The 26,359-nt window shown below is 71.2% G+C and carries 24 protein-coding genes; 18 read left to right on the top strand and 6 right to left on the bottom strand.

Annotation, left to right across the window (positions count from 1 at the left end; genetic code table 11):
- Positions 1-2: 2 nt before the first annotated feature.
- The gene (locus ACIRD7_RS23560) at positions 3-1,118 is read right to left on the bottom strand and encodes a serine hydrolase domain-containing protein (RefSeq protein ID WP_403456426.1); all 1,116 of its coding nucleotides are present in this window, start codon (positions 1,116-1,118) and stop codon (positions 3-5) included.
- 11 nt (positions 1,119-1,129) lie between these two features.
- Complete coding sequence (locus tag ACIRD7_RS23565; protein ID WP_403456314.1) at positions 1,130-2,464, bottom strand: multidrug effflux MFS transporter; 1,335 nt, start codon at positions 2,462-2,464, stop codon at positions 1,130-1,132.
- Positions 2,465-2,552: 88 nt separating this feature from the next.
- Between ACIRD7_RS23565 and ACIRD7_RS23570 the strand changes: the two genes are divergently transcribed.
- Positions 2,553-3,587, top strand: coding sequence for a Gfo/Idh/MocA family protein (locus ACIRD7_RS23570; protein WP_403456315.1), 1,035 nt, complete (start codon positions 2,553-2,555; stop codon positions 3,585-3,587).
- On the opposite strand, the gene ACIRD7_RS23575 is transcribed toward ACIRD7_RS23570, so the two are convergent.
- A complete protein-coding gene (locus ACIRD7_RS23575; RefSeq protein ID WP_403456318.1) occupies positions 3,574-5,214 on the bottom strand; it encodes an alkaline phosphatase D family protein in 1,641 nt (546 codons plus the stop codon). The genes ACIRD7_RS23570 and ACIRD7_RS23575 overlap by 14 nt on opposite strands.
- Before the next feature lie 134 nt (positions 5,215-5,348).
- On the opposite strand from ACIRD7_RS23575, the gene ACIRD7_RS23580 reads away from it, so the two are divergent.
- Entirely contained in the window at positions 5,349-6,113 is a 765-nt protein-coding gene (locus tag ACIRD7_RS23580) for an SDR family oxidoreductase (protein ID WP_403456319.1), read from the top strand.
- A gap of 269 nt (positions 6,114-6,382) precedes the next feature.
- Here the strand turns inward: ACIRD7_RS23580 and ACIRD7_RS23585 are convergent, their stop codons facing one another.
- On the bottom strand, positions 6,383-7,372 hold the full coding sequence (locus tag ACIRD7_RS23585) for an aldo/keto reductase (RefSeq protein WP_403456322.1): 990 nt from the start codon (positions 7,370-7,372) through the stop codon (positions 6,383-6,385).
- An 81-nt stretch (positions 7,373-7,453) separates the two neighbouring features.
- Positions 7,454-7,780 (bottom strand): nuclear transport factor 2 family protein, encoded by a 327-nt coding sequence (locus ACIRD7_RS23590; RefSeq protein WP_403456325.1) that lies wholly within the window; start codon positions 7,778-7,780, stop codon positions 7,454-7,456.
- Between the two features lie 133 nt (positions 7,781-7,913).
- On the opposite strand from ACIRD7_RS23590, the gene ACIRD7_RS23595 reads away from it, so the two are divergent.
- Positions 7,914-8,471, top strand: a complete 558-nt coding sequence (locus ACIRD7_RS23595) for a DoxX family membrane protein (RefSeq protein ID WP_403456327.1) — start codon at positions 7,914-7,916, stop codon at positions 8,469-8,471.
- 48 nt (positions 8,472-8,519) lie between these two features.
- Positions 8,520-8,891 carry a MazG-like family protein gene (locus ACIRD7_RS23600; protein ID WP_403456329.1) on the top strand — a complete coding sequence of 124 codons (372 nt, stop codon included), beginning with the start codon at positions 8,520-8,522 and terminating at the stop codon, positions 8,889-8,891.
- Positions 8,892-8,979: 88 nt separating this feature from the next.
- On the opposite strand, the gene ACIRD7_RS23605 is transcribed toward ACIRD7_RS23600, so the two are convergent.
- Positions 8,980-10,491, bottom strand: coding sequence for an esterase/lipase family protein (locus ACIRD7_RS23605; RefSeq protein WP_403456332.1), 1,512 nt, complete (start codon positions 10,489-10,491; stop codon positions 8,980-8,982).
- A 194-nt stretch (positions 10,492-10,685) separates the two neighbouring features.
- On the opposite strand from ACIRD7_RS23605, the gene ACIRD7_RS23610 reads away from it, so the two are divergent.
- The 14 genes from ACIRD7_RS23610 to ACIRD7_RS23675 all read left to right on the top strand — a co-directional run bounded on the left by ACIRD7_RS23610 (position 10,686) and on the right by ACIRD7_RS23675 (position 25,527).
- On the top strand, positions 10,686-11,756 hold the full coding sequence (locus ACIRD7_RS23610) for a lytic murein transglycosylase (RefSeq protein ID WP_403456335.1): 1,071 nt from the start codon (positions 10,686-10,688) through the stop codon (positions 11,754-11,756).
- Positions 11,757-11,810: 54 nt separating this feature from the next.
- Positions 11,811-12,860, top strand: coding sequence for a sigma-70 family RNA polymerase sigma factor (locus ACIRD7_RS23615; RefSeq protein ID WP_403456338.1), 1,050 nt, complete (start codon positions 11,811-11,813; stop codon positions 12,858-12,860).
- An 86-nt stretch (positions 12,861-12,946) separates the two neighbouring features.
- Positions 12,947-13,885, top strand: coding sequence for an ABC transporter ATP-binding protein (locus tag ACIRD7_RS23620; protein WP_403456341.1), 939 nt, complete (start codon positions 12,947-12,949; stop codon positions 13,883-13,885).
- Entirely contained in the window at positions 13,882-14,652 is a 771-nt protein-coding gene (locus ACIRD7_RS23625) for an MlaE family ABC transporter permease (RefSeq protein ID WP_403456343.1), read from the top strand. The genes ACIRD7_RS23620 and ACIRD7_RS23625 overlap by 4 nt, the downstream gene beginning before the upstream one ends.
- Positions 14,653-14,655: 3 nt before the next feature.
- On the top strand, positions 14,656-15,471 hold the full coding sequence (locus tag ACIRD7_RS23630; protein WP_403456346.1) for an MlaE family ABC transporter permease: 816 nt from the start codon (positions 14,656-14,658) through the stop codon (positions 15,469-15,471).
- A gap of 29 nt (positions 15,472-15,500) precedes the next feature.
- Complete coding sequence (locus tag ACIRD7_RS23635; protein ID WP_403456348.1) at positions 15,501-16,739, top strand: MCE family protein; 1,239 nt, start codon at positions 15,501-15,503, stop codon at positions 16,737-16,739.
- Positions 16,736-17,776 (top strand): MCE family protein, encoded by a 1,041-nt coding sequence (locus ACIRD7_RS23640; protein WP_403456349.1) that lies wholly within the window; start codon positions 16,736-16,738, stop codon positions 17,774-17,776. Before ACIRD7_RS23635 ends, ACIRD7_RS23640 begins: the two co-directional genes overlap by 4 nt.
- Positions 17,773-18,954: an MCE family protein gene (locus ACIRD7_RS23645; protein WP_403456352.1), complete on the top strand. Its 1,182-nt coding sequence runs from the start codon at positions 17,773-17,775 to the stop codon at positions 18,952-18,954. The genes ACIRD7_RS23640 and ACIRD7_RS23645 overlap by 4 nt, the downstream gene beginning before the upstream one ends.
- Positions 18,955-18,980: 26 nt before the next feature.
- Entirely contained in the window at positions 18,981-20,084 is a 1,104-nt protein-coding gene (locus tag ACIRD7_RS23650; protein WP_403456428.1) for an MCE family protein, read from the top strand.
- Positions 20,085-20,110: 26 nt separating this feature from the next.
- The gene (locus ACIRD7_RS23655) at positions 20,111-21,421 is read left to right on the top strand and encodes an MCE family protein (RefSeq protein ID WP_403456430.1); all 1,311 of its coding nucleotides are present in this window, start codon (positions 20,111-20,113) and stop codon (positions 21,419-21,421) included.
- Positions 21,418-22,695, top strand: coding sequence for an MCE family protein (locus ACIRD7_RS23660; protein WP_403456353.1), 1,278 nt, complete (start codon positions 21,418-21,420; stop codon positions 22,693-22,695). Before ACIRD7_RS23655 ends, ACIRD7_RS23660 begins: the two co-directional genes overlap by 4 nt.
- Positions 22,668-23,183 (top strand): hypothetical protein, encoded by a 516-nt coding sequence (locus ACIRD7_RS23665; RefSeq protein WP_403456355.1) that lies wholly within the window; start codon positions 22,668-22,670, stop codon positions 23,181-23,183. The genes ACIRD7_RS23660 and ACIRD7_RS23665 overlap by 28 nt, the downstream gene beginning before the upstream one ends.
- A 24-nt stretch (positions 23,184-23,207) precedes the next feature.
- Entirely contained in the window at positions 23,208-23,945 is a 738-nt protein-coding gene (locus ACIRD7_RS23670) for a hypothetical protein (protein ID WP_403456357.1), read from the top strand.
- Between the two features lie 679 nt (positions 23,946-24,624).
- Complete coding sequence (locus ACIRD7_RS23675) at positions 24,625-25,527, top strand: replication-relaxation family protein (RefSeq protein WP_403456360.1); 903 nt, start codon at positions 24,625-24,627, stop codon at positions 25,525-25,527.
- Positions 25,528-26,359 lie beyond the last annotated feature (832 nt).

Raw genomic sequence — 26,359 nt, forward strand, 5'->3', positions numbered from 1 at the left:
CACTACCGCCCCCGCACCGCCCGAGCCACCCGCGTCCCCACCCCCGCCCGAGGCCGGCTGTCCGCCCCCCTCCGGCGCGGGTGCACCGTATTCGCCAGCAGCACCACGAACGTGTCCGTCGCCGGGTCCACCACCAGCGACGTCCCCGTGAACCCCGTGTGCCCGGCCGCCCCCCGCCCCGCCAACTCCCCCATGAACCAAGGCTGATCGACGGCGAAGCCCAGACCGGGCGGGGTCAGCAGCAGCTCCACGAAGTCGGGCCCGAGGACGCGCGCGGGCCCGTACGCGCCGCCCGACAGCAGCGCGCGGCAGAACACCGCCAGATCGCGCCCCGTGGAGAAGAGCCCCGCATGCCCCGCCACCCCACCCAGCGCCCACGCGTTCTCGTCGTGCACCACACCCCGCAGCATCCCCCGCTCCGCCTTGCCCCACGGCCGCCGCTGGTCCTCCGTCGCCGCCGCCCCGGGGCAGGGCCCGAAGTGGGTCGCGGTCATGCCCAGCGGACGCGTGATGCCGTCGTGGATCAGGACGTCGAGGGTGCGGGCGGTGATCCGTTCCAGGACGTGCTGGAGCAGGAGCATGTTCAGGTCGGAGTAGCAGTAGGTGCCGGGGACGCCGATCGGCGCCTCCGCCCGCAGCCGCTCCAGCCGGGCCGCGTCGTCCGCGCAGTCGTACAGCGGGAGTTCGGGCCGCAGCCCGGAGGTGTGCGTGAGCAGCTGGCGCACCGTGATGTCGTGCCGCGCCGCCGCCCGGAAGTCCGGCAGATACGCCCCGACCCGCGCGTCGATCCCCAGCGTGCCGCGCTCGATCTGCTGGACCGCGGCGACCGAGGTGAACAGCTTGGTGAGGGAGGCCAGGTCGAAGGGGGTGGCGGGGGTCATCGGGACGCGGGAGGCGGGCGGCAGCTCCACGCCCTCGTCCTTCTCCTCGTCGTAGGAGGCGTACCGCACGGCCCAGCCCGCCGCCTCCTCGACCGCGAGATACGGCCCCCGCCCGACGACCACCACCGCTCCGGCCGCCCAGGGCCGCGCACCGGTGGTGAGGTCGTGGACCTCGCGGACGAGATCCTGGATCTCCTCGGGGTCGAGCCCGGCCCTCTCCGGCGTCTCCCCGCGCAGTCTCGGCGCGCTCAGCTCTCCGCTCCCTCCACACCCGCACGGCCATCCGCATGTTCATCCGCGTGTCCATCCGTACGTCTGTTCCAAGGACGGCACATTCCCATGAAGCAGGCAAGCGCCACCAGTGCTGCGGCCAGTTGGACGACGGCCATCGGGACGGCCGTGTCCTCGCCCGCGATGCCGACGAGGGGCGAGGCGATCGCGCCGATGAGGAAGGAGGACGTACCGAGGAGCGCGGAGGCGGATCCGGCGGCGTGCCGGGTGCGCTGGAGGGCGAGGGCCTGGGTGTTGGGGAGCGTGACGCCCATCGCGGACATCAGGACGAACAGCGCGGCGGCCACCGGCACCAGCCCGACCTCCCCGAACACGCCCAGGGACATCAGCAGCAACGCGGTCGCCGCGAGGATCACCACGGCGAGCCCGGCGCCCAGCACCCGGTCCAGGCCGACCCGCCCCACCAGCAGCTTGCCGTTGATCTGGCCGACGGCCACCAGCCCGACCGAGTTGAGCCCGAACAGCAGGCTGAAGGTCTGCGGCGAGGCCCCGTAGATCTCCTGGATCACGAAGGGCGAGGCCGAGATGTACGCGAAGAGCGCGGCGAAGGCGAAGCCGCCGGCCAGCGTGTACCCGGTGAAGACCCGGTCGGCGAGCAGGCCGCGCATGGCGCGCAGGGCCTCGCCCACCCCGCCGCTGTGCCGGTCCTGCGGCCGCAGGGTCTCGGGCAGCCTGCGCCACACCAGGGCGGAGAGCAGCACCCCGACCACCGTGAGCACGACGAACACGCCCCTCCAGTCCGTCACCCGCAGGATCTGCCCGCCGATGAGCGGCGCCACGATCGGGGCCACCCCGGAGATCAGCATCAGGGTCGAGAAGAAGCGGGCCATGGCCAGGCCGTCGTAGAGGTCGCGTACGACCGCCCGCGCGATCACGATCCCCGCGGCACCCGCGAGGCCCTGCGCCAGCCGGAAGGCGATCAGGAACTCGACCGTGGGCGCGAGCGCGCACAGCGCGGTGGCCACGACGTAGACCGCGAGGCCCGCCAGCAGCGGGCGTCTGCGGCCCCACCGGTCGCTCATCGGCCCGACCACCAGCTGTCCCAGCGCCATGCCGGCCAGGCAGGCGGTGAGCGTGAGCTGGACGGTCGCGGCGGGCGCGTGCAGGGATCCGGTGACCTCAGGAAGCGCCGGGAGGTACATGTCCATCGCCAGCGGGGGCGTGGCCGTCAGACCGCCGAGGATGAAGGTGACGAGGAGTCCGGTGGCACGCAGGGAACGGGCGGGCGGACTGTCCTTCCCCGATACCGCCGGCTGCGAGACGTCCGGTATCGGCCCCCCACGGTCGCCCATGCGCCCCTCCCTCTCCGAGTGATCCGCCCTCTATGCTCTCAGCTCGTACGGAGTGCCGAGGGTCACATGAACGAGGGGCGGGGCCGCGATGGCCGAGCAGAACGTGCGGTGGGGGATTCTGGCTACCGGCGGGATCGCCGCCGCGTTCACCGCGGATCTCGTCGATCTGCCCGACGCCGACGTGGTGGCCGTGGCCTCCCGGAAGCAGGAGTCGGCCGACGCGTTCGCCGACCGGTTCGGGATCCCCCGGGCGTACGGCGACTGGCAGGCGCTCGCGCGGGACGGGGACATCGATGTCGTGTACGTCGCCGCTCCGCACTCGGCGCATCGGGCGGCGGCCGGGCTCTGCCTGGAGGCCGGCCACAACGTGCTGTGCGAGAAGGCGTTCACGCTGAACGCCCGCGAGGCCGGGGAACTGGTCGCGCTGGCGAAGGCCCGCGGGAGCTTCCTGATGGAGGCGATGTGGATGTACTGCAACCCGCTGATCCGCCGGCTCAAGGCCCTGGTGGACGACGGCGCGATCGGCGAAGTGCGCCATGTCCAGGCCGACTTCGGGCTGGCCGGCCCCTTCCCGCCCGCGCACCGGCTGCGCGACCCCGCGCAGGGCGGCGGCGCGCTGCTGGACCTCGGCGTGTACCCGGTCTCCTTCGCCCAGCTGCTGCTCGGGGAGCCTGCGGACGTGGCGGCCCGCGCGACGCTGTCCCCGGAGGGCGTCGACCTGCAGACCGGAGCCCTGCTCTCCTGGGACAGCGGCGCGCTCGCCTCGGTGCACTGCTCGATCGTCGGCGGTACGGCGACCTCCGCGTCGGTCACCGGCTCGGCGGGCCGGATCGACGTGCCGAACGGCTTCTTCTTCCCGGACCGCTTCGTGCTGCACCGCGACGGCCGCGACCCCGAGGAGTTCACGGCCGACCCGGCGGACGGGCCCCGCAACAGCCTGCGCCACGAGGCCGCCGAGGTGATGCGGGCCCTGCGGGCCGGAGAGAAGGAGTCACCCCTGGTCCCGCTGGAGGGCACGCTCGCCGTGATGCGGACGCTCGACGCGATCCGGGACCGCGTCGGCGTCCGCTACCCGGGCGAGGCCCCCGACGAGGAGCGCTCGCCCGAACTCACGCCGGCGTGAGCCCCTGCTCCCCCACCCGCGTGACGAAGGACGCGGCCGTCGTGACCGGCGCCCCGGGCGTGGTCACGTACGGCACCGTCTTGAAGTCGGCCCGCGCCTGCTGCTGCCCCAGCGCGACGGTCACGTAGCCGCGCCGCCCGTTGTAGAAGCGCATGTGCGGGTTGGCCTTCATGTACGTGTCCCAGTTGGCGGGCTTGTCGGTGCCGTCCCGGCCGCTGGCGATCGACGTGGCCACGATCTCCGTGCCGAGGGTGGCGGAGGCGGGGTCGTCGAAGTCGTCCTTGATGTCGAAGCCGTAGCCGACGTGGACGTCACCGGTGAGCACCATCAGGTTCTCGGCGCCGGCGGCCTTGGCGCCGTCCAGGACCCGGCGGCGGGAGGCACGGTAGCCGTCCCAGGCGTCCATGGACACCCGTGACGGCTCGGTGAGGTCGAACTTGCGCTGGGCGAAGGTGACCTGCTGCGGTACGACGTTCCACAGCGCCGCCGAGTCGCGCCAGCCGTCGAGCAGCCAGCGCTCCTGTGTCGCGCCGGTCAGGGTGCGCGCCGGGTCGTCGACGTCGGGGCCCGGGATCTGGGCGCCGTCGCCGTAGGCCTGGTCGGAGCGGTACTGCCGGGTGTCGAGCACGTCGAACTGGGCGAGCCGGCCCCAGTGCAGACGCCGGTAGAGCTGCATGTCGGGGCCCGCCGGGCGCTGCGGGAGGCGCAGGGGCTGGTTCTCCCAGTAGGCGCGGTAGGCGGAGGCCCGGCGCAGCAGGAACTCCTCCGGCGGGACGCTGTTCTCCGGGATGTCGTCGGCGTAGTTGTTCTCGGTCTCGTGGTCGTCCCAGGTGACCACGAACGGGTGCGCGGCGTGCGCGGCCATGAGGTCGGGGTCGGACTTGAACAGGGCGTAGCGCAGCCGGTAGTCCTCCAGGGTCGTCGTCTCGCGGTTGAACAGCGCGGGCAGGGTGCGGTCGGTGTAGTTGCGGTAGCCGCCGACGGAGTTGACGGCGTACTCGTACAGGTAGTCGCCTAGGTGGAAGACGACGTCCACGTCGTCCTGCGCGAGATGGCGGTACGCCGTGTAGTAACCGTCGGTGTAGGCCTGGCAGGACACTGCGGCGAGGGTGAGGGAGCTCGCGGCGGCGGTCCGGGCGGGGGCGGTGCGCGTGCGGCCCGTCTCGCTGATCCAGGTGCCGGCGCGGAAGCGGTAGTAGTAGACGCGGCCCGCTTCGAGGGCTGTGACCTCGACGTGGACCGTGTGGTTGAACTCGGGGTACGCGGTGGCCGCGCCGCGTCTGGCGATCCTGGTGAAGCCCTCGTCGTGGGCCAGCTCCCAGTGCACGGTGACCGACTGCGCGGGCAGTCCGCCGCCGGGCTGGTACGGGGCGGGGGCGAGGCGGGTCCACAGCAGTACGGAGTCGGGCAGCGGGTCGCCGGAGGCGATGCCGAGGGTGAAGGGGTTGTCGGTGATCCTGCGGGCGTCGAACTGGGCGGCGCTCGCGGTGCCCGCGGCGGGCAGGTTCACGGAGAAGGCGAGCGCGGCCGCCGCTCCGGTGACGGTCAGGAAGCGGCGGCGGCCGATGTGGCGGGCCGCCGCGCGCAGTTCGGTGCTGTGCTGGGGCGGGTCTGTCGTGATGGTCATCCGGTCCTCCCCTGACTGATGGATGCACGAGGCATTGGAGTGGCCGGGGACGACACTCGCTTGGCGCGTACACAACACCCGGATGGCAGACAGATGAGTTCCGAATGGCGGACCGTCACGTACCCTGCCACCCCATGAATGACAGGCAAACGGACACGAGGATCGCCGTGGTGACCGGCGCCGGCTCCGGCATCGGGCGGGCGGTGGCGGCGGAACTGCTGCGCGCGGGCTGGTCGGTGGCGCTGGCGGGGCGGCGCGTGGAGACGCTGGAGGAGACGGCGGCGCTGGTGCCCGACGGTGCCGCTCTCGCCGTACGGACCGACGTCTCACGCCAGGAGGACGTAGCCGCGCTGTTCGCCGCCACCGTGGCCCGGTTCGGGCGGGTGGACCTGCTGTTCAACAACGCGGGGACGTTCGGGCCGGGCGGGGTGCCGGTGGAGGAGCTGCCGTACGACGCCTGGCGGCATGTGGTGGACACCAACCTCAACGGGGCGTTCCTGTGCGCGCAGGCGGCGTACCGGCAGATGAAGGAGCAGGATCCGCGTGGTGGCCGGATCATCAACAACGGCTCGATCTCCGCGCACACGCCCCGCCCGCACTCGGTGGCCTACACGGCGACCAAGCACGCGCTGACCGGCCTGACCAAGGCGCTGTCGCTGGACGGGCGGCCGTACGACATCGCCGTCGGGCAGATCGACATCGGCAACGCGGCGACCGACATGACCGCGCGGATGGAGACCGGCGCCCTCCAGGCCGACGGCTCGGTGCGACCCGAACCCGTGATGGACGTGGCCGACGTGGCGCGGACCGTGCGGCACATGGCGGAGCTGCCGCTGGCGGCGAACGTGCAGTTCGCGACCGTACTGGCGACCTCGATGCCGTACGTGGGGCGTGGCTGACGGATCGCCCGCCCCCACCCGCCGACACACTGCCTCCACAACTCACACAATCGGAATGTTGAATTCCGCTACATCGGGGCCGGTGGGCGGCTTATCCTCAAAATCACCTACACCAGAGCTTCACATATGGAGTAGGGGGCTTCCGCAAGCCATACCGAGGGGGGACGGCAGCCGTTCCATGACACCGGGTGGGGGTGGACCTCGCGTGGGACCGCGAGGTACGCACCGGTGCGTGGAACGGCTGCCGTGCAGTGTCGTACGGCGGTGCCTCAGCGCTCGAGGATCCGGTCGACCTCGGCCAGCTGCCCGGCCGTGAGCGCTCCCTTCTCCAGGGCGCCCGCGTTCTGCTCGGCCTGGGCGACGCTGCGGAAGCCCGGGATCGGGACGGCGTGCGGGCTGCGGGCCCACAGCCAGGCGAGGGCGCCCTGGCCGGGCGTACGGCCGTCGCTGGTGAGGACGTCCCGCAGCGCGTCCACACGGGCGAGCCACTCCGGGTCGGCGCCGGACCCGCCCTCCTCGAAGCCCTGGAGCCACTGCGGCGGCCGGCTGCGGATGTCCCCGGGCTCCAGGGCCTGACCGGACCGGCGCCGGCCGGTCAGCAGACCCATCGCCAGCGGGCTGCGGTTGATGCTCGCCAGCCCCAGCTCCGCGCACAGCGCGAACATCTCCGGCGCGTCCTGGAGGACGTTGGCCATGTGCTGGACGGCCGCGCAGTGCTCCCCGCGCGCGAACACGGCGGCGCGGGCCGGGTCGTCGGTGCTCCACGCGTAGGCACGGATCAGCCCCTCGCGCACGAAGTCCTCGCAGACGTCCCGCAGTTCGGCGGCGCGCTCCGGGTCGGCGTCCGACAGGTGCAGCTGGTAGAGGTCGATGTGGTCGGTGTCCAGCCGCTTCAGCGAGGCCGTCAGCGCGCGGCGGGCGTACTCCGGGGAGTCGTCGGCGCCGGTGAGGGTGCGGGTCTCCTCGTCGAAGACATTGCCCCACTTGGTGGCGACGACGACATCGGCGCGGCGCTTGCCGAGGGCGCGGCCCAGGACGCGTTCGCTGTGCCCGGCGCCGTAGGTGTCGGCGGTGTCGAAGAAGGTGACGCCCAGGTCGAGGGCGCGCCGCACCGCCCGTACCGACTCCTCGTCGTCGACCTTGCCCCAGCCGAGCGGCTGCCCGTCCGCCGACTCCCACTCACCGCCGATGGCCCAGCAGCCGAAGCCGAGAGCGCTTACCTCGATGCCGGTCGGTCCCAAAGTCCTCAAGGTCTCCATGTGGAGGGACGTTAGGAGTTGAAGCGCACGCGAAGGCAAGCCCCCCGGCCCCCCCCCCGGGGGGCCGAACTCCGGAAGCGGTTACGCCTGACCGGTCTCGAAGCGGGAGATCCGGCCGTCCTCCTCGACCTCGAAGTGCCAGCGGGTGCGCATCTCGCCGTACGTGTCGTTGCGATAGCTGGCGAGGAGGTCGTGGCCGTTGTTCGACTCGTTGTCGACCTCCATGTGGCCGTTCGAGGAGAAGATCTCCCGGTCGATCCAGTCGGCGAGGTCGCGGTCGGTGCCGTCGTCCGCCATGGTCGCGCCCGGCGCGAGGAGGCTCAGGAAGCCCTCGCGGTCATGGGCGTTGACGGCGGTGACGAAGGCACGGACGGCGGGGTCGCTCAGTTTGGACGTCTGAATCGTCATACCGGTCAGCCTCACACCGGCCCCTGCGGCCCGCCACCCGAACGGCGGTGACGGGAGGCCGGTCGGGTGGTGCGGATGCGACGGTGGGTACGCGGGTGGGGTCCTGTTCCTGCTGTCTCTTCCGGGAGTCGCCGTGAGTGATTACAACCGACATGATCTGGGTCTGCTGCTGCTCCGGCTGAGTGCCGGCGGCGTGCTGGTCGCACACGGCACGCAGAAGCTGTTCGGCTGGTTCGGCGGACACGGGATCGAGGGAACCGGGCAGTTCATGGAGTCGGTCGGCTACCGGCCGGGCAAGGCGAGCGCCACGGCCGCGGGCCTCGCCGAGGCCGGCGGCGGCGCGCTGCTGGCGCTGGGACTGGCGACCCCGCTCGCGGGCGCCGCGGCGGCCGGCGGCATGGCGGGGGCGTCCGCGGTGCACGCCCCGAACGGCTTCTTCGCCCAGGAGGGCGGCTACGAGACCGCGGCGACCCTCGGCCTCGCCGCCGCCGGCCTCGCCGTCACGGGCCCCGGCCGCCTCTCCCTCGACCACGCCATGGGCCATCTCTTCGACCGCGGCTGGATGGTCCCCACGGCCATGGCGGCGACGGCGGCGGTGACGGCGCTGGTGGTGGGGGCGCGGCAGCGGAGGCTGGACCGGCCGGAGAAGGGTGAGGGACTCGACGGGCAGGAGCCGTTGTTCGAGGAGTGAAACGGCCTCGTCCGGAGCGGGTGGGGGCCCCTGTGCCAAGCTGCCCGCATGACTGATCAGGCCACGCCTCCCGAGACCTCCGCCGACCTGTGGGCCGCCGTCGACGCCCTGTGGACCTGGCTGGACACCGACCAGCCGATCGACGGCCGCGAGGGCATGCTGCTGCGCATGCTCAAGCTGTCGGAGGAGGTCGGCGAGGTCGCCGAGGCGGTCATCGGGGCGACCGGCCAGAACCCGCGCAAGGGCGTCACCCACACCTGGGAGGACGTCCAGGGCGAGCTGTGCGACGTGGTGATCACGGCCCTGGTCGCCCTGCGGACGCTGACGCCGGACGCGCGTGAGGTCTTCACGAGGCATCTGACGCGGGTCAGGGAGCGGTCGTTGGGTTCGTGCGAACCCGGGGGCGTACAGCGCCGTTAGGGGCGCGGGGGGCCAGACGGCGACGGCCCGGTCGCCTTCCACGCCTGGCGCGAAGTGGGCAGCATGCGCGACTCCTCGCGCACCCGTCTCAGCTCCACGGGGTTGCCACGAGCCGGATCCTCGCGTCGGGGCCCACGAGCGGGGCGGCGGTGGCGGGCAGGGGGATGTGGGCGACCCAGCGGCCGGGGGCGGGGTCCTCGTCGGCGCGGGGCGTGCCGGCGGCGTTGTGGTCGCGGATGGCGCCCTCGATCTCCGAGTTCCAGGCGGCCCGGATCCCCTGGGCCCCGGGATCGGCCTCGGGTGTGCCCACGTCGATGACCAGCGTGTCGGCGAAGTCGGCGGTCTGCTCCAGATGGTCGAAGAGTTTGAAGATGCCGCCCTCCTCGCGCAGGGAGATCAGCCGTAGACCGAGGACGAACCGCATGGACTCGTCCGCGGCGGCCCGCAGCCCGCTGTTGAGGAACGTCGTCGCCAACTGCACCGACGCCTCCTGCCCGACCGCGCCCGCGTCGAGCTGGATCGGGCTCCAGTGGGCGGCGAACCGCTCGTGCATCGGGACGGGCAGCCCGCGCACCGACAGCCGGGTCTCCGCCTGCCAGACGAGGTCGTCGTCGTCGGGCAGCCGGTAGTCGACCAACGACGCCTCGACCCGGGTGTCCCCGAACAGGAACCGGCGCAGGTTCTGGTAGCCCTCCTCGGAGTTGACCATGCCGTAGCGCCCGCTGTGGCTGCGGTGCACGTAGGCCCGCTGCGCCCCGGGCACGTACGCCCGCTCGATCTGCACGAGCCCGTCGCTGTGCGGGCCGACGGCGGCGGACGACAGTCCGAGGGCGACGTCGTAGTCCGTCGGGTTGGTGCCCACGAGGCAGAAGACCTGCTGCAGGGGCAGGGTCCCCGGCCCCTCGGGCATCAGGCGGGCGTCCCAGCCGTCGGGCGGCCCGTCGGGGTCCGTCCGCGCGCTCGGGGTGAGGAACTCGTACATCCGCCGGGGCCCGAAGATGTCGGCGCCCTGGATGCCGAACGTGTCCCGCATCCGCTCCAGCAGCCCGCCGCCGAGGTCGAAGGTGATGCCGCCGTGCGGGGTGCCGTAGGTGAAGAACTTCGCGACACAGTCGGCGGCGGCGCGCCCCAGGTCGGGCAGGATCTTCTGCAGCAGGCACCGGCAGATGAGCCCGCCCATCGAGTGCGCCACGAGCAGGACGCCCGGCGCGCCGGTCTTCTCCCGCAGCCGGTCGATCAGGCCGAGCAGGTCGGTGGCGGCGGTCTCCAGCCGGTACTCCTGGGGGCTGCCGCCCCAGGTGGTGGCCGAGCGGTCGTAGAAGCGGTGGATCCAGATCGTGTTGGCGGGGATCTCCGTGTGCTTGGCGAGGTAGGCCTCCTGGTCCCCCTTCACGAGCAGTTCGTAGCCCTCCTCGCGGAGAAGGCGCAGCAGGGGACTCTCGAACTGGTGGAAGAGGGGTTTGTTGCGGCCGCCGACCCGGACGTGGACCGAGCCTTCGTTGAAGCCGTAGAAGGGGTCGTCGACGGCTTTGTCGATGCCGCGGGTGCCGCCGGCGAAGCCGCGGACGTAGACGAGGGGGAGTCGGCGGTTGTCATCCACGGCTTGCCTCCAGAGACCGGGGTCCTCTCCTCCTGACTAGAGGAAGCCCGGAACTCCGGCCTCCAGGAATAGCCAGAAAGAGTGACGATCCGGAATCCGCCGGATCGGCGTGTGCGCAAACCGTGCGACGGATGCGCCGCCCTGCCCCGTAGAGCAGACGTAGGGACAGCCGTCTGCAGGGAGGGGAACAGAGAGTGGCAGGGCACGGAGTCAGGGCCGCAAGAGGTACGGCGGCCGCGGCGGTGGCACTGGTGGCGCTGACCGCGTCCCAGGCGCCGGGGGCGCTCCCGGCACGGGTCTCGGCGCCGGGAGCGGAGCAGTCGCCCGCGCAGCACGGGCCGAGCGTGTCCGGCGACACCCCGTACCGCACCGATCTGCCGCCGCTGCGGACCGGCAAGCGGGATGGCGTCGGGGCCCCGGCGGAGGTCGGCGCCGCGCTGCCCGCGAGCGTGTTCGCCGCCTACCGGCGAGCGGAGCAGCGGCTTTCGCGTGAGGCACCCGGCTGCCGGCTGCGGTGGCAGTTGCTAGCGGCGATCGGGCAGGTCGAGTCCGGTCAGGCGCGGGGCGGCAGGGTGACCGACGACGGTACGACCGTGGCGCCGGTCCTCGGGCCCCGGCTGGACGGCGTCGCCTTCGCCCTGATCCGGGACACCGACGGCGGGGCCCACGACGGGGACAGGGCGTACGACCGCGCGGTCGGGCCGATGCAGTTCATCCCGTCGACCTGGGCCCGCTGGGGAGCGGACGGCAACGGCGACGGTCGCACGGATCCGAACAACGTCTTCGACGCCGCGCTCGCCGCCGGACGCTATCTGTGCGCGGGCGGGCGGGACCTGTCCGTCCCCGCTCAGCTGGACCTGGCGATCCTCGGCTACAACCACTCGTCGGCGTATCTGCGCACGGTCAGGGCCTGGTACGCGTACTTCCTGGACGGGCACAGCGTGGTACCGGACGCCACCACCGACTTCTCTCCAGACCCTTCTCCGTCGCGGTCGCCCGCGAAGCCGAAACAGCCCTCGCCGGCTCCCTCCGCCCGGCCGAGCGCCACCCCGACCCCCACGCCGTCGGCCCCCGCCTCGCCGGCCCCCACCGCCTCGCGTCCGGCCACCGACCCCGCGGAGACCGGGAATCCGCAACTCCCCCTCCCCACCCCGGACATCGGGCTCCCCGGCGACGACCTGCTGCCCGGCAGCGACGCGCTGACCAGTAACAGCGCGGACTCGATGACCGCCGCCCCCTCCACAACCGCCGATACCGAGCGGTAATGTCGCGCCCCGCCGGACGGGACGACACCGGTGGGTGAGAGCGAAGGGGCCCTCATGGCGACGGACATGGCCGCGGAGACGGAAGCCTCCGACGAGCGTTGGCAGCAGATGTGGAGCCACCGCGAGCAGCTGCTCAAGGTGGCCCGGCGCAGGTCGATGAGCGCGGAGGACGCCGAGGACGCGGTGCACGAGGCGATGCTGCGGGCCGCCGAGCGTCCCGACCTGGACGACGAGCGGCTCGCGGCGTGGCTGACGACGGTGACGATGCGGCTCTGCGTCGACCGCTACCGGCAGGTGAACCGGGAGGCGCAGGTGCGCACCAGCCCGACCCTCATCGCCCCCGGCCCGGTGCCCGTCGAGGAGGCGGTGTGCGACCGGGCCGAGGCGAAGTGGCTGGCGGTGCGCAGTGGTGAGCTGCCCGCCCGGCAGGCCGAGGCGCTGCGGCTGAAGTCGGAGGACCTCGACGTCGGCCAGGTCGCCGTCCGGATGGGGCTGAGCTACCGGACCGTCGAGTCGCTGCTGGCCCGGGCTCGGCGGACACTGCGGCAGTCGCTGGCCGCGACGCTCGGGTGCGCGCTGTTCGTGATCGGGTGGGGGCGGCCTCGCGGCGGCGGCAAGGTGCAGGCCGCGGCGGTGGCTTCCACGGCGGCGACGCTGGTGGTGGCCGGGTTCGTGCTGCCCCACGGCTTCGACGGGGGCGGGAGTGAGGGCGGTGCTCCGCGGCCCGCGGTCGCCTCGCCGGGCGCGGAGGCGTTGCGGCCGGACAGCGGCGCCGGGCCCAGGGCTCCGCAGGGGAACCGGCCCACGGCCTCGGCAGCCGGACCGGACGAGGCGGGGTCGCCCTCGGGAGAATCGTTCCGGCCGCTGCCCGTGCCGCCGCTGCCGGAAGTGGCGGTGCCGGAAGTGGCGGTGCCGGAGGTGGCGGTGCCGAAGGTCTCGGTGTCCCCGCTGCCGGCGCTGTCCGCGCCGGAGGTGCCACATGTGCCCGAGGTGCCGGAACTGCCCGAGGTCTCCGACCTGCCCGAGGCCCCTGAGCTTCCGGTCGAGCCCTCAGCCGTACCGTCCGCCTCCCTGCCCCTTCCGACGGCGACCCCACTGCCGTAAAAAAACCGCAACCCGAGCGACGGACACCCCGCCCCTCCCCGTAGAGCAGATGTCAGAGCTGCTCCAGGGGCCGAAGGGTGGACCGGATGGGTGTCGAGATCTGTGTGGAAGGGCTGACCAAGTCCTTCGGTCACCAGGTCATCTGGCAGGACGTCTCACTGACGCTGCCCGCCGGGGAGGTCTCGGTCATGCTCGGCCCCTCGGGCACGGGCAAGTCGGTGTTCCTCAAGACGCTCGTCGGACTGCTGAAGCCGGAGCGCGGCTCGATCACGATCCAGGGCCGGGACATCACCAGGCTCCGCGAGCACGACCTGTACGAGGTCCGCAAGCTCTTCGGGGTGCTGTTCCAGGACGGCGCGCTGTTCGGCTCGATGAACCTGTACGACAACATCGCCTTCCCGCTGCGCGAGCACACCCGTAAGTCCGAGAGCGAGATCCGGCGCGTCGTGCTGGAGAAGATGGACATGGTCGGGCTGATCGGGGCGGAAGGGAAGCTGCCCGGCGAGATCTCCGGCGGCATGCGCAAGCGGGCGGGGCTCGCCCGGGCCCTGGTGCTGGACCCGGAGATCATCCTCTTCGACGAACCCGACTCCGGCCTCGACCCGGTCCGCGTCGCCTACCTCAACCAGCTCATCGTCGACCTCAACGCCCAGATCGACGCGACCTTCCTGATCGTCACGCACGACATCGCCTCCGCCCGCCAGGTGCCGGACAACATCGGGCTGCTGTTCCGCCGCGAACTGGTGATGTTCGGGCCGCGCGAGGAACTGCTGACCAGCGACGAGCCCGTCGTACGGCAGTTCCTGAACGGCCGTATGCAGGGCCCCATCGGGATGGCCGAGGAGAAGGACGCCGCGCAGGTCGAGCAGGAGCTCGCCGCGCTCGTCGACCGGGCCCCCGTCGAGGAGCTGACTCCCCGCCTGCTGCCGGGTCCGGGCATCCCCCGGCCACCGCGCTGGGAGGCGATCGCCCGGCGCGAGGCCGCGCTGCACTCCTTGCAGCGGAAGGCGGTGGCCGGCGCATGAGCCTGTCACCGATCGGCGCGCTGCGGCACTCGGGAAGCCTGTTCGCGATGGCGCTGGACGTCGCCCGGACGATCCCCCGACGCCCGTTCCAGGCACGGGAGTTCATCCAGCAGGCGTGGTTCGTCGCGAGCGTGACGATCCTCCCGACGGCCCTGGTCTCCATCCCCTTCGGCGCGGTCATCGCCCTCCAGATCGGCAGCCTGACGCGGCAGCTCGGCGCACAGTCCTTCTCGGGCGCCGCCTCCGTACTGGCCGTACTGCGCGAGGCATCGCCGATCGTCACCGCGCTGCTCATCGCGGGCGCCGGCGGCACGGCGATCTGCGCGGACCTCGGGGCGCGGAAGATCCGGGACGAGATCGACGCGATGCAGGTGCTGGGCATCGACCCCATCCACCGCCTCGTCGTACCGCGTGTACTGGCGTCGATGCTGGTCGCGGTGCTGCTCAACGGCCTGGTGTCGGTGGTCGGGGTGGCGGGCGGCTACTTCTTCAACGTCGTCCTGCAGAACGGCACCCCGGGCGCCTACCTCGCCTCCTTCACCACCCTCGCCCAGCTCTCCGACCTGTGGGCGGCCGAGGTCAAGGCGCTCGTCTTCGGCGCGATCGCGGCGATCGTCGCCTCGTACAAGGGGCTCACCGCGAAGGGCGGCCCGAAGGGTGTGGGCGACGCGGTGAACCAGTCGGTGGTGATCACCTTCATGTTGCTGTTCGTGACCAACTTCGTGATGACCGCGGTGTACTTCCAGGTCGTCCCGCAGAGGGGTTAGCCGATGAGACTGCTCCAACGCCCTTTGCGCTCACTCGAAGAGCTCGGCGCCCAACTCTCCTTCTACGGCCGCTCGTTGGCGTGGACCGGCCGCACCCTGCGCCGCTACAAGAAGGAGATCCTGCGGCTGCTCGCCGAGGTGAGCTTCGGCCGGGGTGCGCTCGCGGTGGTGGGCGGCACGGTGGGCGTGATCGCCTTCCTGTCCTTCTTCACCGGCACGGAGGTCGGCCTCCAGGGCTACGCGGCCCTCAACCAGCTCGGCACCTCCAACTTCGTGGCGTTCCTCTCGGCGTACTTCAACACCCGGGAGATCGCCCCACTGGTGGCCGGCCTCGCGCTCTCGGCGACCGTCGGCGCCGGTTTCACGGCCCAGCTGGGCGCGATGCGGATCAGCGAGGAGACCGACGCGCTGGAAGTGATGGGCGTGCCCTCGCTGCCGTTCCTGGTGACGACGAGGATGATCGCCGGGTTCGTCGCGGTGATCCCGCTGTATGTGATCGGCCTGCTGTCGTCGTACCTCGCCGCCCGCACGATCACCACCGTCTACTACGGCCAGTCGGCCGGCACCTACGACCACTACTTCCAGCAGTACCTGCCACCGGTCGACGTGCTGTGGTCCTTCGGGAAGGTGCTCGTCTTCGCCGTCCTGATCATCCTCGTCCACTGCTTCTACGGCTATTACGCGAGCGGCGGCCCGGCGGGCGTCGGCGTGGCGGTGGGCCGTGCGGTGCGGACCTCGATCGTGGCGATCAACGTCCTCGACTTCTTCCTGTCGCTCGCGATCTGGGGCGCCAACACGACCGTAAGGATCGCGGGGTGAGCCGCCGGATGAGAGTGCTGGGACTCCGGATGAGAGTGCTGAGACTGCGGTTGTACGGCGTCGTCTTCATCGCCGTACTCGCGCTGCTGCTGTCCCTGTCGGTCGCCATGTACCGGCAGGTGTTCACGCCGGTCGTGCGGATCACGCTGGAGGCCGACAGCCTGGGCAACCAGCTGGATCCGCGGGCCGACGTCAAGCTGCGCGGGGTGCTGGTCGGCGAGGTGCGCGGGGTGCGGGCGGACGGGACGAAGGCCACGCTCGACATCGCGCTCAAGCCCGAGCACGTCGCGTACATCCCGTCCGACGTGCATGCGCGCCTGCTTCCCAAGACGCTGTTCGGCGAGAAGTACGTCGACCTGGTGCCGTCCGCCGCTTCGTCCGCCCGCCCGATCCGCGCCGGCGACGTCATCACCCAGGACCGCACGCAGGTCGGCATCGAGGTGCAGCAGCTCATGAACGACCTGCTGCCCCTGCTGCGAACCGTCCAGCCCGGCAAGCTCAACGCCACCCTCTCCGCGTTCGCCACCGCCCTGGAAGGCCGCGGCGACCGGATCGGCGACAACCTCACGCGCCTGGAGGCCTACCTGCGCCGCCTCAACCCCCACCTGCCGTCCCTCACCGAGGACATCGCCCGCTTCGCCGAGGTCGCCGAGGTCTACGGCGACGCGGCGCCCGACCTGATGGACATCCTGCGCAACACCATCACCACCAGCCGCACGCTCGTCGAGCAGAAGGACCGGCTGGCAGCGGCGTTGAGAAGCACGGCGACCGTCGCCGGCACCGCGGAGGACTTCCTCGACGCGAACGGAGACCGGCTGATCGCCCTCGGCCGGGTCTCCCGCCCGACGCTGGAGCTGTTCGCCCGCTACTCCCCCGAGTACCCGTGTCTGCTGGCCGGTCTGGTCCGGCAGGAGAAGGCCTCGGAGGAAGCGTTCCGGGGCGGGAAGATGCACATCACGCTGGAGGTCGTACGGCCGCGGGGCGCGTACGAGCCGGGCGAGGAGCCGCGGTACGGCGAGCGGTCGGGTCCCGACTGCCGTGATCTGCCCAGGCCGCCAGTACCGGCGCCCGGGGCCCACCTCGACGACGGCTCGAAGTCCGGTGGCTCCGCGTCCGGCCCGCTCGGCGTGTCCGCCACGCGGGCCGAGCAGCAGGCCGTCGGCTCGCTCGTCGCGCCCGCGCTGGGGGTGCCCGCCGACGAGGTGCCGCCGGTCGCGACGCTGCTGTTCGGGCCGCTGGCGCGCGGGACGGCGGTGAGCGTGGCATGAGGACCACAAGCGCACGGCAGACCGCCGCTCCCCTCGCCAAGTTCAGCGTCTTCGCACTGGTGACCATCCTGGCGACGGCCCTCCTCGCCGCCACCATCGTGAACATCTCCTTCACTCCGGAGGATCGCTACCACGCCGTGTTCAGCGACGTCACCGGCCTGGAGGAGGGCGACGACATCCGCGTGGCCGGAGTCCGGGTCGGCGAGGTCGAGGGCATCCGCATCAAGGACCGGACGCTGGCCGAGGTCACCTTCACGGTCAGCCGGGACCGGCCGCTGCCGGCCACCACAGGCGCGGTGGTCCGGTACCGCAACCTGGTCGGACAGCGGTACATCGCGCTGACCGAGGGCGTGGGCGACGGCTCCCGGCTGCTGCGGCCCGGCGGGACGATCCCGCTGTCGCGCACCCAGCCGGCGTTGGACCTCAACGCCCTGCTGAACGGCTTCAAGCCGCTGTTCGCCGCGCTGAGCCCGAAGGACGTCAACCAGCTCGCCACCGAGATCATCAAGACCCTCCAGGGCGAGGGCGGCACCGTCAACAGCCTGCTCGTGCACACGGCGTCACTCACCTCGACGCTGGCCGACCGCGACCGGCTGATCGGTTCGGTGATCGACAACCTCAACACCGTGCTGGAGACGCTGGACAAGCGGGGCAGCCGCTTCTCCGGCCTGCTCAAGCAACTGCGCCGGGTCGTCTCGGGCCTGGCCGCCGACCGCGAGCCCATCGGGCGGTCGCTGGTGAGCATCGGCGATCTGACGGAGGCCACCTCGGGGCTGCTGAAGGACGCGCGTCCACCGCTGAAGGACGACATCGCCGAGCTGACCGAACTCACCGGAACGCTGAACGAGAACGAGGAGACCGTGGAGGGCGTGCTGAAGCGGCTGCCGAACAAGCTCAACGAGCTGACCGGGACGGCGTCCTACGGCTCGTGGTTCAACTTCTACCTCTGCGACTTCGACGGCCGGATCGTGCTGCCGAAGACGAAGCGGGTGCTGACACCCGACCTGCACGTGGCGAGGGCGAGGTGCGCGGGATGAGCCGCAAGCAACGTCCCGAGCCGCTGTTCAGGGTGCGGGTGGAGCCGCCGAGGCTGCCGAGGATACGTCTGCCTAAGGTGAGGGTACGGCTGCCTGAGGTACGGCTCCTGCCGCGCCGCAAGCCCCGCCCGCAACCGCTGTTCAAGGTGCGCGTCGAGCCGCCCAGGCTGCCGGGGATACGGATCCGCCGCCCACGCCTCATCCCCTTCCGCGACCGCAACCCCGTCGCCATCGGCGCCGTCGGCCTCACCACCCTCGCGCTGCTTGCCGTGGCCGCGTTCAACGCCGACCGCCTGCCGGTGATCGGCGACGGCGAGACGTACAGCGCGGCCTTCGCCGAGGCGGGCGGGCTCAAGCCCGGTGACGAGGTGCGGATCGCCGGGGTCAAGGTCGGCAAGGTCGAGGAGGTCGACCTGGACGGCGACCACGTCAAGGTCACCTTCAAGATCAAGGGCGAGCCGGCCTTCGGCACGGACACCGGTGCGTCGATCCGGGTCAAGACGATCCTCGGGGCGAAGTACCTCGCGCTGCACCCCAAGGGCGACGGGCAGTTGGCACCCGGCACCGAGATACCACTAAGGCGCACAGTCCCCGCGTACGACGTCGTACAGGCCTTCAGCGACCTCACCACGACCTCGGAGAAGGTCGACACCGACCGCGTGGCAAAGGCCATGGACACCATCTCCGCCACCTTCGAGGACTCACCGGAAGAGGTACGGGCGTCCCTCGCGGGCCTGTCCCGGATCTCCCGGACGGTGGCCTCCCGCGACAAGGCGCTGCGCGAGCTCCTCGACCACGCGAACGGCGTCACGGGCGTACTCGCCGACCGCTCCGGGGACTTCACCGCCCTGGTCAAGGACGGCGACAAGCTGTTCAAGGAGATCAGCAAGCGGCGCGAGGCGATCCACAAACTGCTGAAGAGCTCCGCCGCCCTCGGCATCCAGCTCTCCGGCCTGGTCCAGGACAACGACAAGGAGATCGGCCCCGCGCTCAAGGGCCTGAACCGCGTGGTGGAGATGCTCGAACGGAACCAATCCAGCCTGGACCGGAGCATCAAGCTCATGGCGCCCTATGTCCGGCTCTTCACCAACACCCTCGGCAACGGCCGCTGGTTCGACTCCTACGTCCAGAACCTCGTCGCCGCTCCCGTGGTGCCGCGAACGGGAGGGACGCAGTGAACATCCCCGTCCGGGTGAGAAAGCCGCTGGCGCTGCTCACCGCGCTGTCCCTCGTCGCCGCGCTCTCCTACGTCCTGTGGCCGCGCCCCGAGCCGGTCCGCGTCACGGCGTACTTCCCGCGCACGGTCGGCATCTACCCCGGCTCGGACGTCCGCGTGCTGGGCGTCCGGATCGGCGAGATCAGGAAGATCACGCCGGAGGGCGACCGGGTGCGGGTCGACCTGGAATACGACGCCGACCGCAAGGTCCCGGCCGAGGCGCAGGCGGCGATCATCAACTCCTCGGTAGTCAGCGACCGTTATGTGCAGCTGCTGCCCGTCTACCGGGGCGGTCCGGTGCTGCGGGACGGCGCCGAGATCCCCGAGTCGCGCACGGCCGTACCCGTGGAGCTGGACCGCGTCTTCGACAGCCTGCACACCACGGCCGAGGCCCTCGGGCCAAAGGGCGCCAACAAGGACGGCTCCCTGTCGCGGCTGCTCGGGGTGAGCGCGGACAACCTCGACGGCCAGGGCGAGAACCTCAACCGGACGGTCGAGGACCTCTCGCAGGCGGTCACGACCCTGTCCGACGGCCGCACGGACCTGTTCGGCACGATCCGCAACCTCCAGGTCTTCACGGCGGCGCTCGCGGCCGACGACAAGAGCGTGCGGTCGTTCAACAGCAGCCTCGCGAAGGTCGCCGAGCAACTGGCGGGCGAGCGGAAGGACTTGGCGGCCGCTCTGAAGAACCTCGGAACGGCGCTGGGCGACGTGTCCGGATTCGTGAAAAGGAACAAGAAGTCGCTGACCGCGAACGTCGAGGGCCTGAGCAAGGTCACCAAGGTGCTCGTCACCCAACGAGCCGCGCTGGAGGAGCTGCTGGAGGTGGCGCCGACCGGCATGTCGAACCTGAACAACGCCTACAACCCGTCGGCCGGCACCCTCGACACCCGCAACAACGCCGACCAGGCACAGGATCCGGCGTCGCTGCTGTGCTCGCTGCTCAGGACGACGGGAGACGAGGGCGGCGAGAACCCGGACTGCACGGAACTGAGGGAGTTGTTCGACTCCCTGCCCGAGGTCCCGCGGGGCCCGGCGGTCACCGGCACGGTCGACCGCACCCTCGGCGGAATCCTGGAGGCCGACGCATGAGCGTGCCGCGTGTGAGAGCGCTGCGTGTGAGAGCGCTGCGCAATGGCGGGGTGGCGGCCTGGGCGGCCGTCGGCTCGCTACTCCTCTCCGGCTGCGAGTTCAACGGCTGGTACGACGTCCAACTGCCCGGCGGAGCCGCCTCGGACGGCGACGCGTACCACGTCACTGTCGAGTTCCGTGACGTCCTCGACCTGGTGCCGCAGTCGGCAGTGAAGGTCGACAACGTCACCGTGGGCGCGGTGGAGAAGGTGGAGTTGGACGGCTGGCACGCGCGCGTACGTCTGCGGGTCGCCGACTCGGTCAAGTTGCCCGCCAACGCGATCGCGGAGCTACGGCAGACCAGCATGCTCGGCGAGAAGTACGTGGCGCTGTCCGAGCCGACCGGGGTGGTGGCGGTCGGACGCCTCAGGGACGGCGACGCGATCCCTCTGTCCCGCAGCGGCCGCAACCCGGAGATCGAGGAGGTGCTGTCCGCCCTGTCCGCACTGCTCAACGGCGGTGGCGTGGCGCAGCTCAAGACGATCACCGTGGAGCTGAACAAGGCGCTGGAGGGACGGGAGAACCGGGTCGCTTCCCTGCTGAAGGAGCTGGATGTGTTCCTGGGCGGCCTGGACGCGCAGAAGCAGGACATCGTGCGGGCGCTGAAGGCCGTGGACCGACTCGCCAAGCGCCTCGGCAAGGAGAAGAGGACCATCGCCGGGGCCGTGGACTCGATGCCGCCGGCCCTGAAGGTCCTGGCCCACCAGCGGCGGGACCTGACGCGCATGCTCACGTCGCTGTCGAAGCTCGGCAGGACAGGCACCAGGGTGGTCAACGCCTCGCACGACGACACGGTCGCGAACCTCAGACAACTGCGCCCGATCCTGCAACAGCTCAACAAGGCGGGCGACGACCTGCCCAACTCCCTGGAACTACTGACGACTTACCCGTTCCCCCGCAACGCGGTGGACGCCATCAAGGGTGACTACGTCAATCTCCACATCACGGCTGACCTCGACCTGGCCGGGATCTACGGCAACTTGACGGAGAAGCCGGGCGGCGGTCGGGGTGGCGACGGGAAGCCCCAGGGACCCGGACTTCCGGAGACTCCGGACCTCCCGGACGTACCGGATCTCCCGAGCACGCCGACCGTCCCGACACCCACCGCGCTCCCGAGCACGCCGGGTGTGCCGTCGACCTCCTCGCCCCCGTCCGACGGCGGTGGCGACCCGCTGTGCCCGCCGGTATGCACCAGCAGCTACGGCGAGTACGGAGGCGGCTACGGCACCGGGGACGACTGGCCGAAGGGGATCGACCTCGCCCTGGCCGAGCTGATGCTGAAGGGAGTCCAGCCGTGATCACACGTACGGTCAAGGCCCAGCTGCTCGCCTTCGCCACCCTCACCGCCGTAGGGGTGTCGTACGTCGGCGCCGAGTACACCGGGCTGGTGGACGAGGTCCTGGACCGCGGTTACACGGTCCGGGCGGACTTCGCCGAGTCCGGGGGGATCTTCCCCGGCGCCGAGGTGACGTATCGCGGGGTGCCGGTGGGCCGGGTGGGCGCGCTGCGCCTGACGGGCGCCGACGGCGTCTCGGTCGCGCTGGACATCGAGGACGGAGCACCGCGCATCCCAGCGAACGCACTCGCCGTGGTGGCGAACCGCTCGGCGGTGGGCGAACAGTACGTGGACCTGCAACCCCGCACGTCAAACGGCCCCTATCTGCTGGACGGCAGCACGATCCCGCGCGAGAGCACACGCGTACCGCTGCCGACGACGGACCTGGTCCTCAGCCTGGACCGCTTGGTGAACTCGGTGGGGAAGAAGGACCTGCGGGTCACCGTCGACGAGTTGGGCAAGGCGTTCGCGGGCACGGGCCCGAACCTGAGCCGGCTGGTGGACTCCGGCAACGTGCTGATCGAGTCGGCATCGGAGGCGCTGCCGGAGACGATCGCGCTCATCGAGGACTCGCGGAAGGTGCTGAAGACACAGGCCGACCAGGGCTCGTCGATCAAGTCGTTCGCAAGCGATCTGGCTCTGTTGTCCGCCCAGTTGAAGGAGAGCGACGGCGACCTGCGCAGGCTGATTGGCAACGCGAGACCGGCGGCGCAGGAGGTGAACTCGCTGTTGAAGTCGGCGGGCCCCGAGCTGTCGGTCCTGCTGGCGAACCTGATCAGCGGCGGCCAGGTGACCCTGGCCCGCCTCCCCGGCGTGGAACAGGCCCTGGTCACCTTCCCGGTGATGGTGGCGGGCAGCTACACGGTCGTGCCGGGCGACGGCACAACGCACTTCGGCATGGTGCTGAACGCCGACGACCCGCCGTCCTGCACGCGGGGCTACGGCACGGCCCGCCGCGACCCGGCGGACACGAGCACGCGCGAGGCGAACACGGCGGCTCGCTGCACGTTGCCGCGGGGCAGCGAGTCCTCGGTGCGGGGAGCGCAGAACGCACCGGGCGCGTCGCGCGCGTATGGCGGCGTGAACCAGGCCGCATACGTCACCCCGTACGACCCGGAGACCGGCACGACGGTCGCTCCGGACGGCAGGAACGTCGAGATCGGCTCGACGGGCGGCCAGCAGGCCGTGTTCGGAAAGGAGTCGTGGCAATGGCTGCTCGTCGGCCCGATGGCATGAAGAACTGGCGGAGCTCCAGGGCGGTGACGGCAGGACTCGTCGCCGCGACGGTCCTGACCACCGCACTCACGATCTGGCTGGCCCTCGGCCTGCACGGGCAGCGCGAAGCGGACCAGCGCCGCCGGGACGTCCTGGCCGCGGCCCGCCAGTCAGCCCTGAACTTCACATCGCTCGACTACCGCCACTACGACCGAGACAGCGCGAACGTCCTGTCGGGCGCGACGGGCGACTTCAAGAAGCAGTTCGCGGCACAGACGGAGCAGCTGACGCGGCTGGTCGCGGCGAACAAGTCCGTGTCCGAGGGCCAGGTCCTGGAGGCGGGCATCGTCCGCTCCACGGAGAAGGCGGCCCGCGTCCTGGTGGTGGCCGACAGCAAGGTGACCAACACGGCGGTACCGCAGGGTGAGTCGCGCACGTACCGCCTGCAACTGGACCTGGTCCACCGGCACGGGCGCTGGCTGACGTCCGACGTCGAGTTCGTCGGCTGACAAGCACCACAGAGGAGTACGACCATGCCGAAGACAACCCCTGGCCCCCGCACCCGGCGCACCATGACGGCGGCGGCCCGTGCCGCGACCAAGCGAGCGGAGCGTCGCCACCACGTACCGGCACCGGAGGCCTCCGTCGCCGTAGCCGGCCGCACCGTACTCATCGAGGCCCCGAAGAACGGCTGGGAGGACCCGCCGGAGCCGTCACTCGAATCCTTCGAGGAGGACGCACCGGCAAAGGACGAGGTCGAGGTGCACCCCCGTGGACGCCGCCTGCTCACGCTGGTGCTCGGCATCCTCCTGCTGGCCGCCCTGGTGGCGACCGCCGTACTGGGCTGGCAGTACCGGGACGGACACCGGACGGAAAGCGCCCGGACCCAGGCACTCACCGCCGCGCAGAAGGCCGCACCGGTCATCCTGTCCTACGACTACCGTCACCTGGACAAGGACTTCGCGAGCGCCCGCACCCACCTGACCGGCGGCTTCCGCGCCGAGTACGGCAAGACCACGAAGGCCGTGGTCGGCCCGACGGCCAAGAAGTACCGCGGCATCGTGAAGGCAACGATCACCGCCCCCGCCACCGAGACCCCGGCCGCATCGGTCGTGTCGGCCTCGCCGGACAAGGTCGTGGTGCTGCTCTTCATCAACCAGGTCACCGAGAGCACGCAGGTCTCGGGGGCTCGGGTGGATCTGAACCGGGTGCGGATGACGATGACCGACACGGACGAGGGGTGGAAGGTGAGCGGGGTCGACGCGCTGTGAGGTCCGCCGGGCTCACGGCGCTCACGTGCGGGGGTGGATGGCAGACGAACCAGGGCCTAATTCCGACCGGTCGGAGGTCGCAACAGCGACCCCAGGCCGCAGTCTGGCAACTTCGTCCGGGCGTGCTCCCTCCCCTCTGAGGGGCAGCCGAGATCCTCCAGGAGCAAATCGAGTGCCGCCTCCTCGTGCAGGGCGATGCCCCAATGCCTCCGTGATGTATGCGCCCGAACTCCGGTGGTGGGTCGTGCTGCTGGCAAGCGCGCGTTTCGACGCGCGAGCGCGCCGGCGCCCGTCGGCGCGCAACAGCGTGAACGGCGCCCCGATCCCCGGCGGCACGCACCCGCCCGTTCGCCCGCCGTCCCCTGTCACCTGCTTTTCTTCTGGTTCGGGGCGAGCGCGGGGTGTGCAGAGGGGGATGTCGGGCTGGCGACCACACGGATATGTGCGTGGTGACCTGCAAATATGCCGCCCATGGCCGGTAGGGCGCTGACGGCTGTCAGGGGGAGTGCGAGTGGGGATGTCGGCGGGGTTATCAGTCTGGTCGGCAGGGGGTGTTGCCGCATCGTGACCGTGGTCGGGGCTTTGTGGTCGCACGTGTGGTCGGGGTCAGCTGCTGCTCTGGTCGTACGCGGGGCGCCGGGTACGGCGGCGCCGCCTGCGCACGAAGGGGAGGCCGACGATGAGTGACGTGGATGCAGGCGGTGGGGATCGCCTGGCGCTGGCGGTGCTGACGCAGTACCGGATGGCCACGACCGAGCAGATGCATCGGGTGATCGCGCCCGGGGTGCGGATCGAGCAGACGCGGCGGCGGATGGCCAAGCTGCGCGATGAGGGACTGGTCGACCGCATCACCCTGCCCCGGGCCGGACGGCTGCGCGTATGGTTTCCCACTTCGTACGGCACGGAGATCGCCTCCGAGTGGCCGGAGCTGCGCGGGCGACGACCACCGAAAACGGTGTCCGATCCGACAGCCGCGAGGCTGCGGGTGGGACACACGTTGACGGTGACCGAGACCGCGCTCGCCTTCCTCGAAGACGCACGCCGCAGTGGCGACCTATGCCGCCCACTGGACTGGATCCCCGAGGTCCACCACTCCCTCGGGGGCGGCGAAGCCGTCATACCCGACGCCCTCATGTACTACCGACGCGGTCCCACCGACGGCGAGGACGGGGCGATGCTGCGGGCATTCATCGAGGTCGACCGGGCCACCATGGGCCCGGAACGCCTGTCCGCAAAAATCGGCGCCTACGCTCGCCTCCACCGATACACCCCCACACCCGTTACGCGCCGCCGACCGACCATCGCGCAGGACCCGGTGCAGGAGACATGGCGACGCCACTATCCGCTCTTCCCTCGCGTCCTGTTCGTCCTGGACGGCACCGGCCCCACCGGCATCACCACACGCATCCGCGCCCTCAGTGCAGCTGCGAGGGAACCGGCGGTGGTGAGCTTCCTGCGCTACGTTCCCGTCCTTGCGGCATCGCTGACAGACCTGCGCAACAACGGACCTTCCTCACCGGTCTGGCATCCCGTCCAAAACCCTGCCATCCGAGTCGCATGGAGCCAGTCGCCACCCTTGTAGTCATCCTGCCGGCGTGCACCGTCCGCTCGCGAGGGCTGCGCAGAGCCCGACCACGGGGTCCGACCACAGATACGAACAGCCGACCCCAGCAGGTCACAGCGGTGCGCAGGAGCGCTGCGCACCGAATGCGCAGCGGATGCACAGTGCTCGTGAACGGCTGCGCGGTCAGTGGCCGTGGGCCAATCAGAGATTGCGGAGTCAGCTCAAAGACTGTGCACGCGCACCGACCACCGGCGGATTGCGCAGGAGTGTCTGCGCGCCGAGCGCGGAACGGATGCCCACTGCGTGCAACCTCGACGGGGAGTCTGCGCAACGCACCGAGGGCCTGCAGCATCGCCGCCGACTCTGCTACTGGCAAACTTCAGGGACTTGCCGTTGTGTCTGAGGGCCTCCGGCGGACTCCCGACGCGGCAAGCCCCCGCAGGGTCGGGAGGAGTTTCCGAGTGCAGGTCAGAGGCCGTGCCCGAGTGAAACCCGCAGAGAGCGGCAGAAGAGTCGGGCTATACGCCGGGGAGTGCCACCGCAGCGCTATGACCTGCGTAAACCGTGACGAACGGCAGCAACAGCACAGCGGTGAACAGAATCGGCCCACGGCAGGGACCTCCCCGGTGATCGCGACTGTGTCGCGACCACGACACCGTGGCCCCATGAAGAGCGGAACCCTTCTCTGACCAGTGCTTTCGAGGACTTTCGCCTGGCGGAACCTACCGGCTGGGGGGGGGGGGGGCCCCCGGGGGGGGGGGCCCCCCCCCCCCCCCCCGCGGGGGGGCGCCCCGGGGGGGGGGGGGGGGGGCGGATGAAAACCGAACGGCCGCGGGGGGGGGGTGAGCCC

The organism is Streptomyces sp. NPDC093568 (assembly GCF_044764945.1).
In the GTDB taxonomy this organism is placed as follows: Bacteria; Actinomycetota; Actinomycetes; order Streptomycetales; family Streptomycetaceae; genus Streptomyces.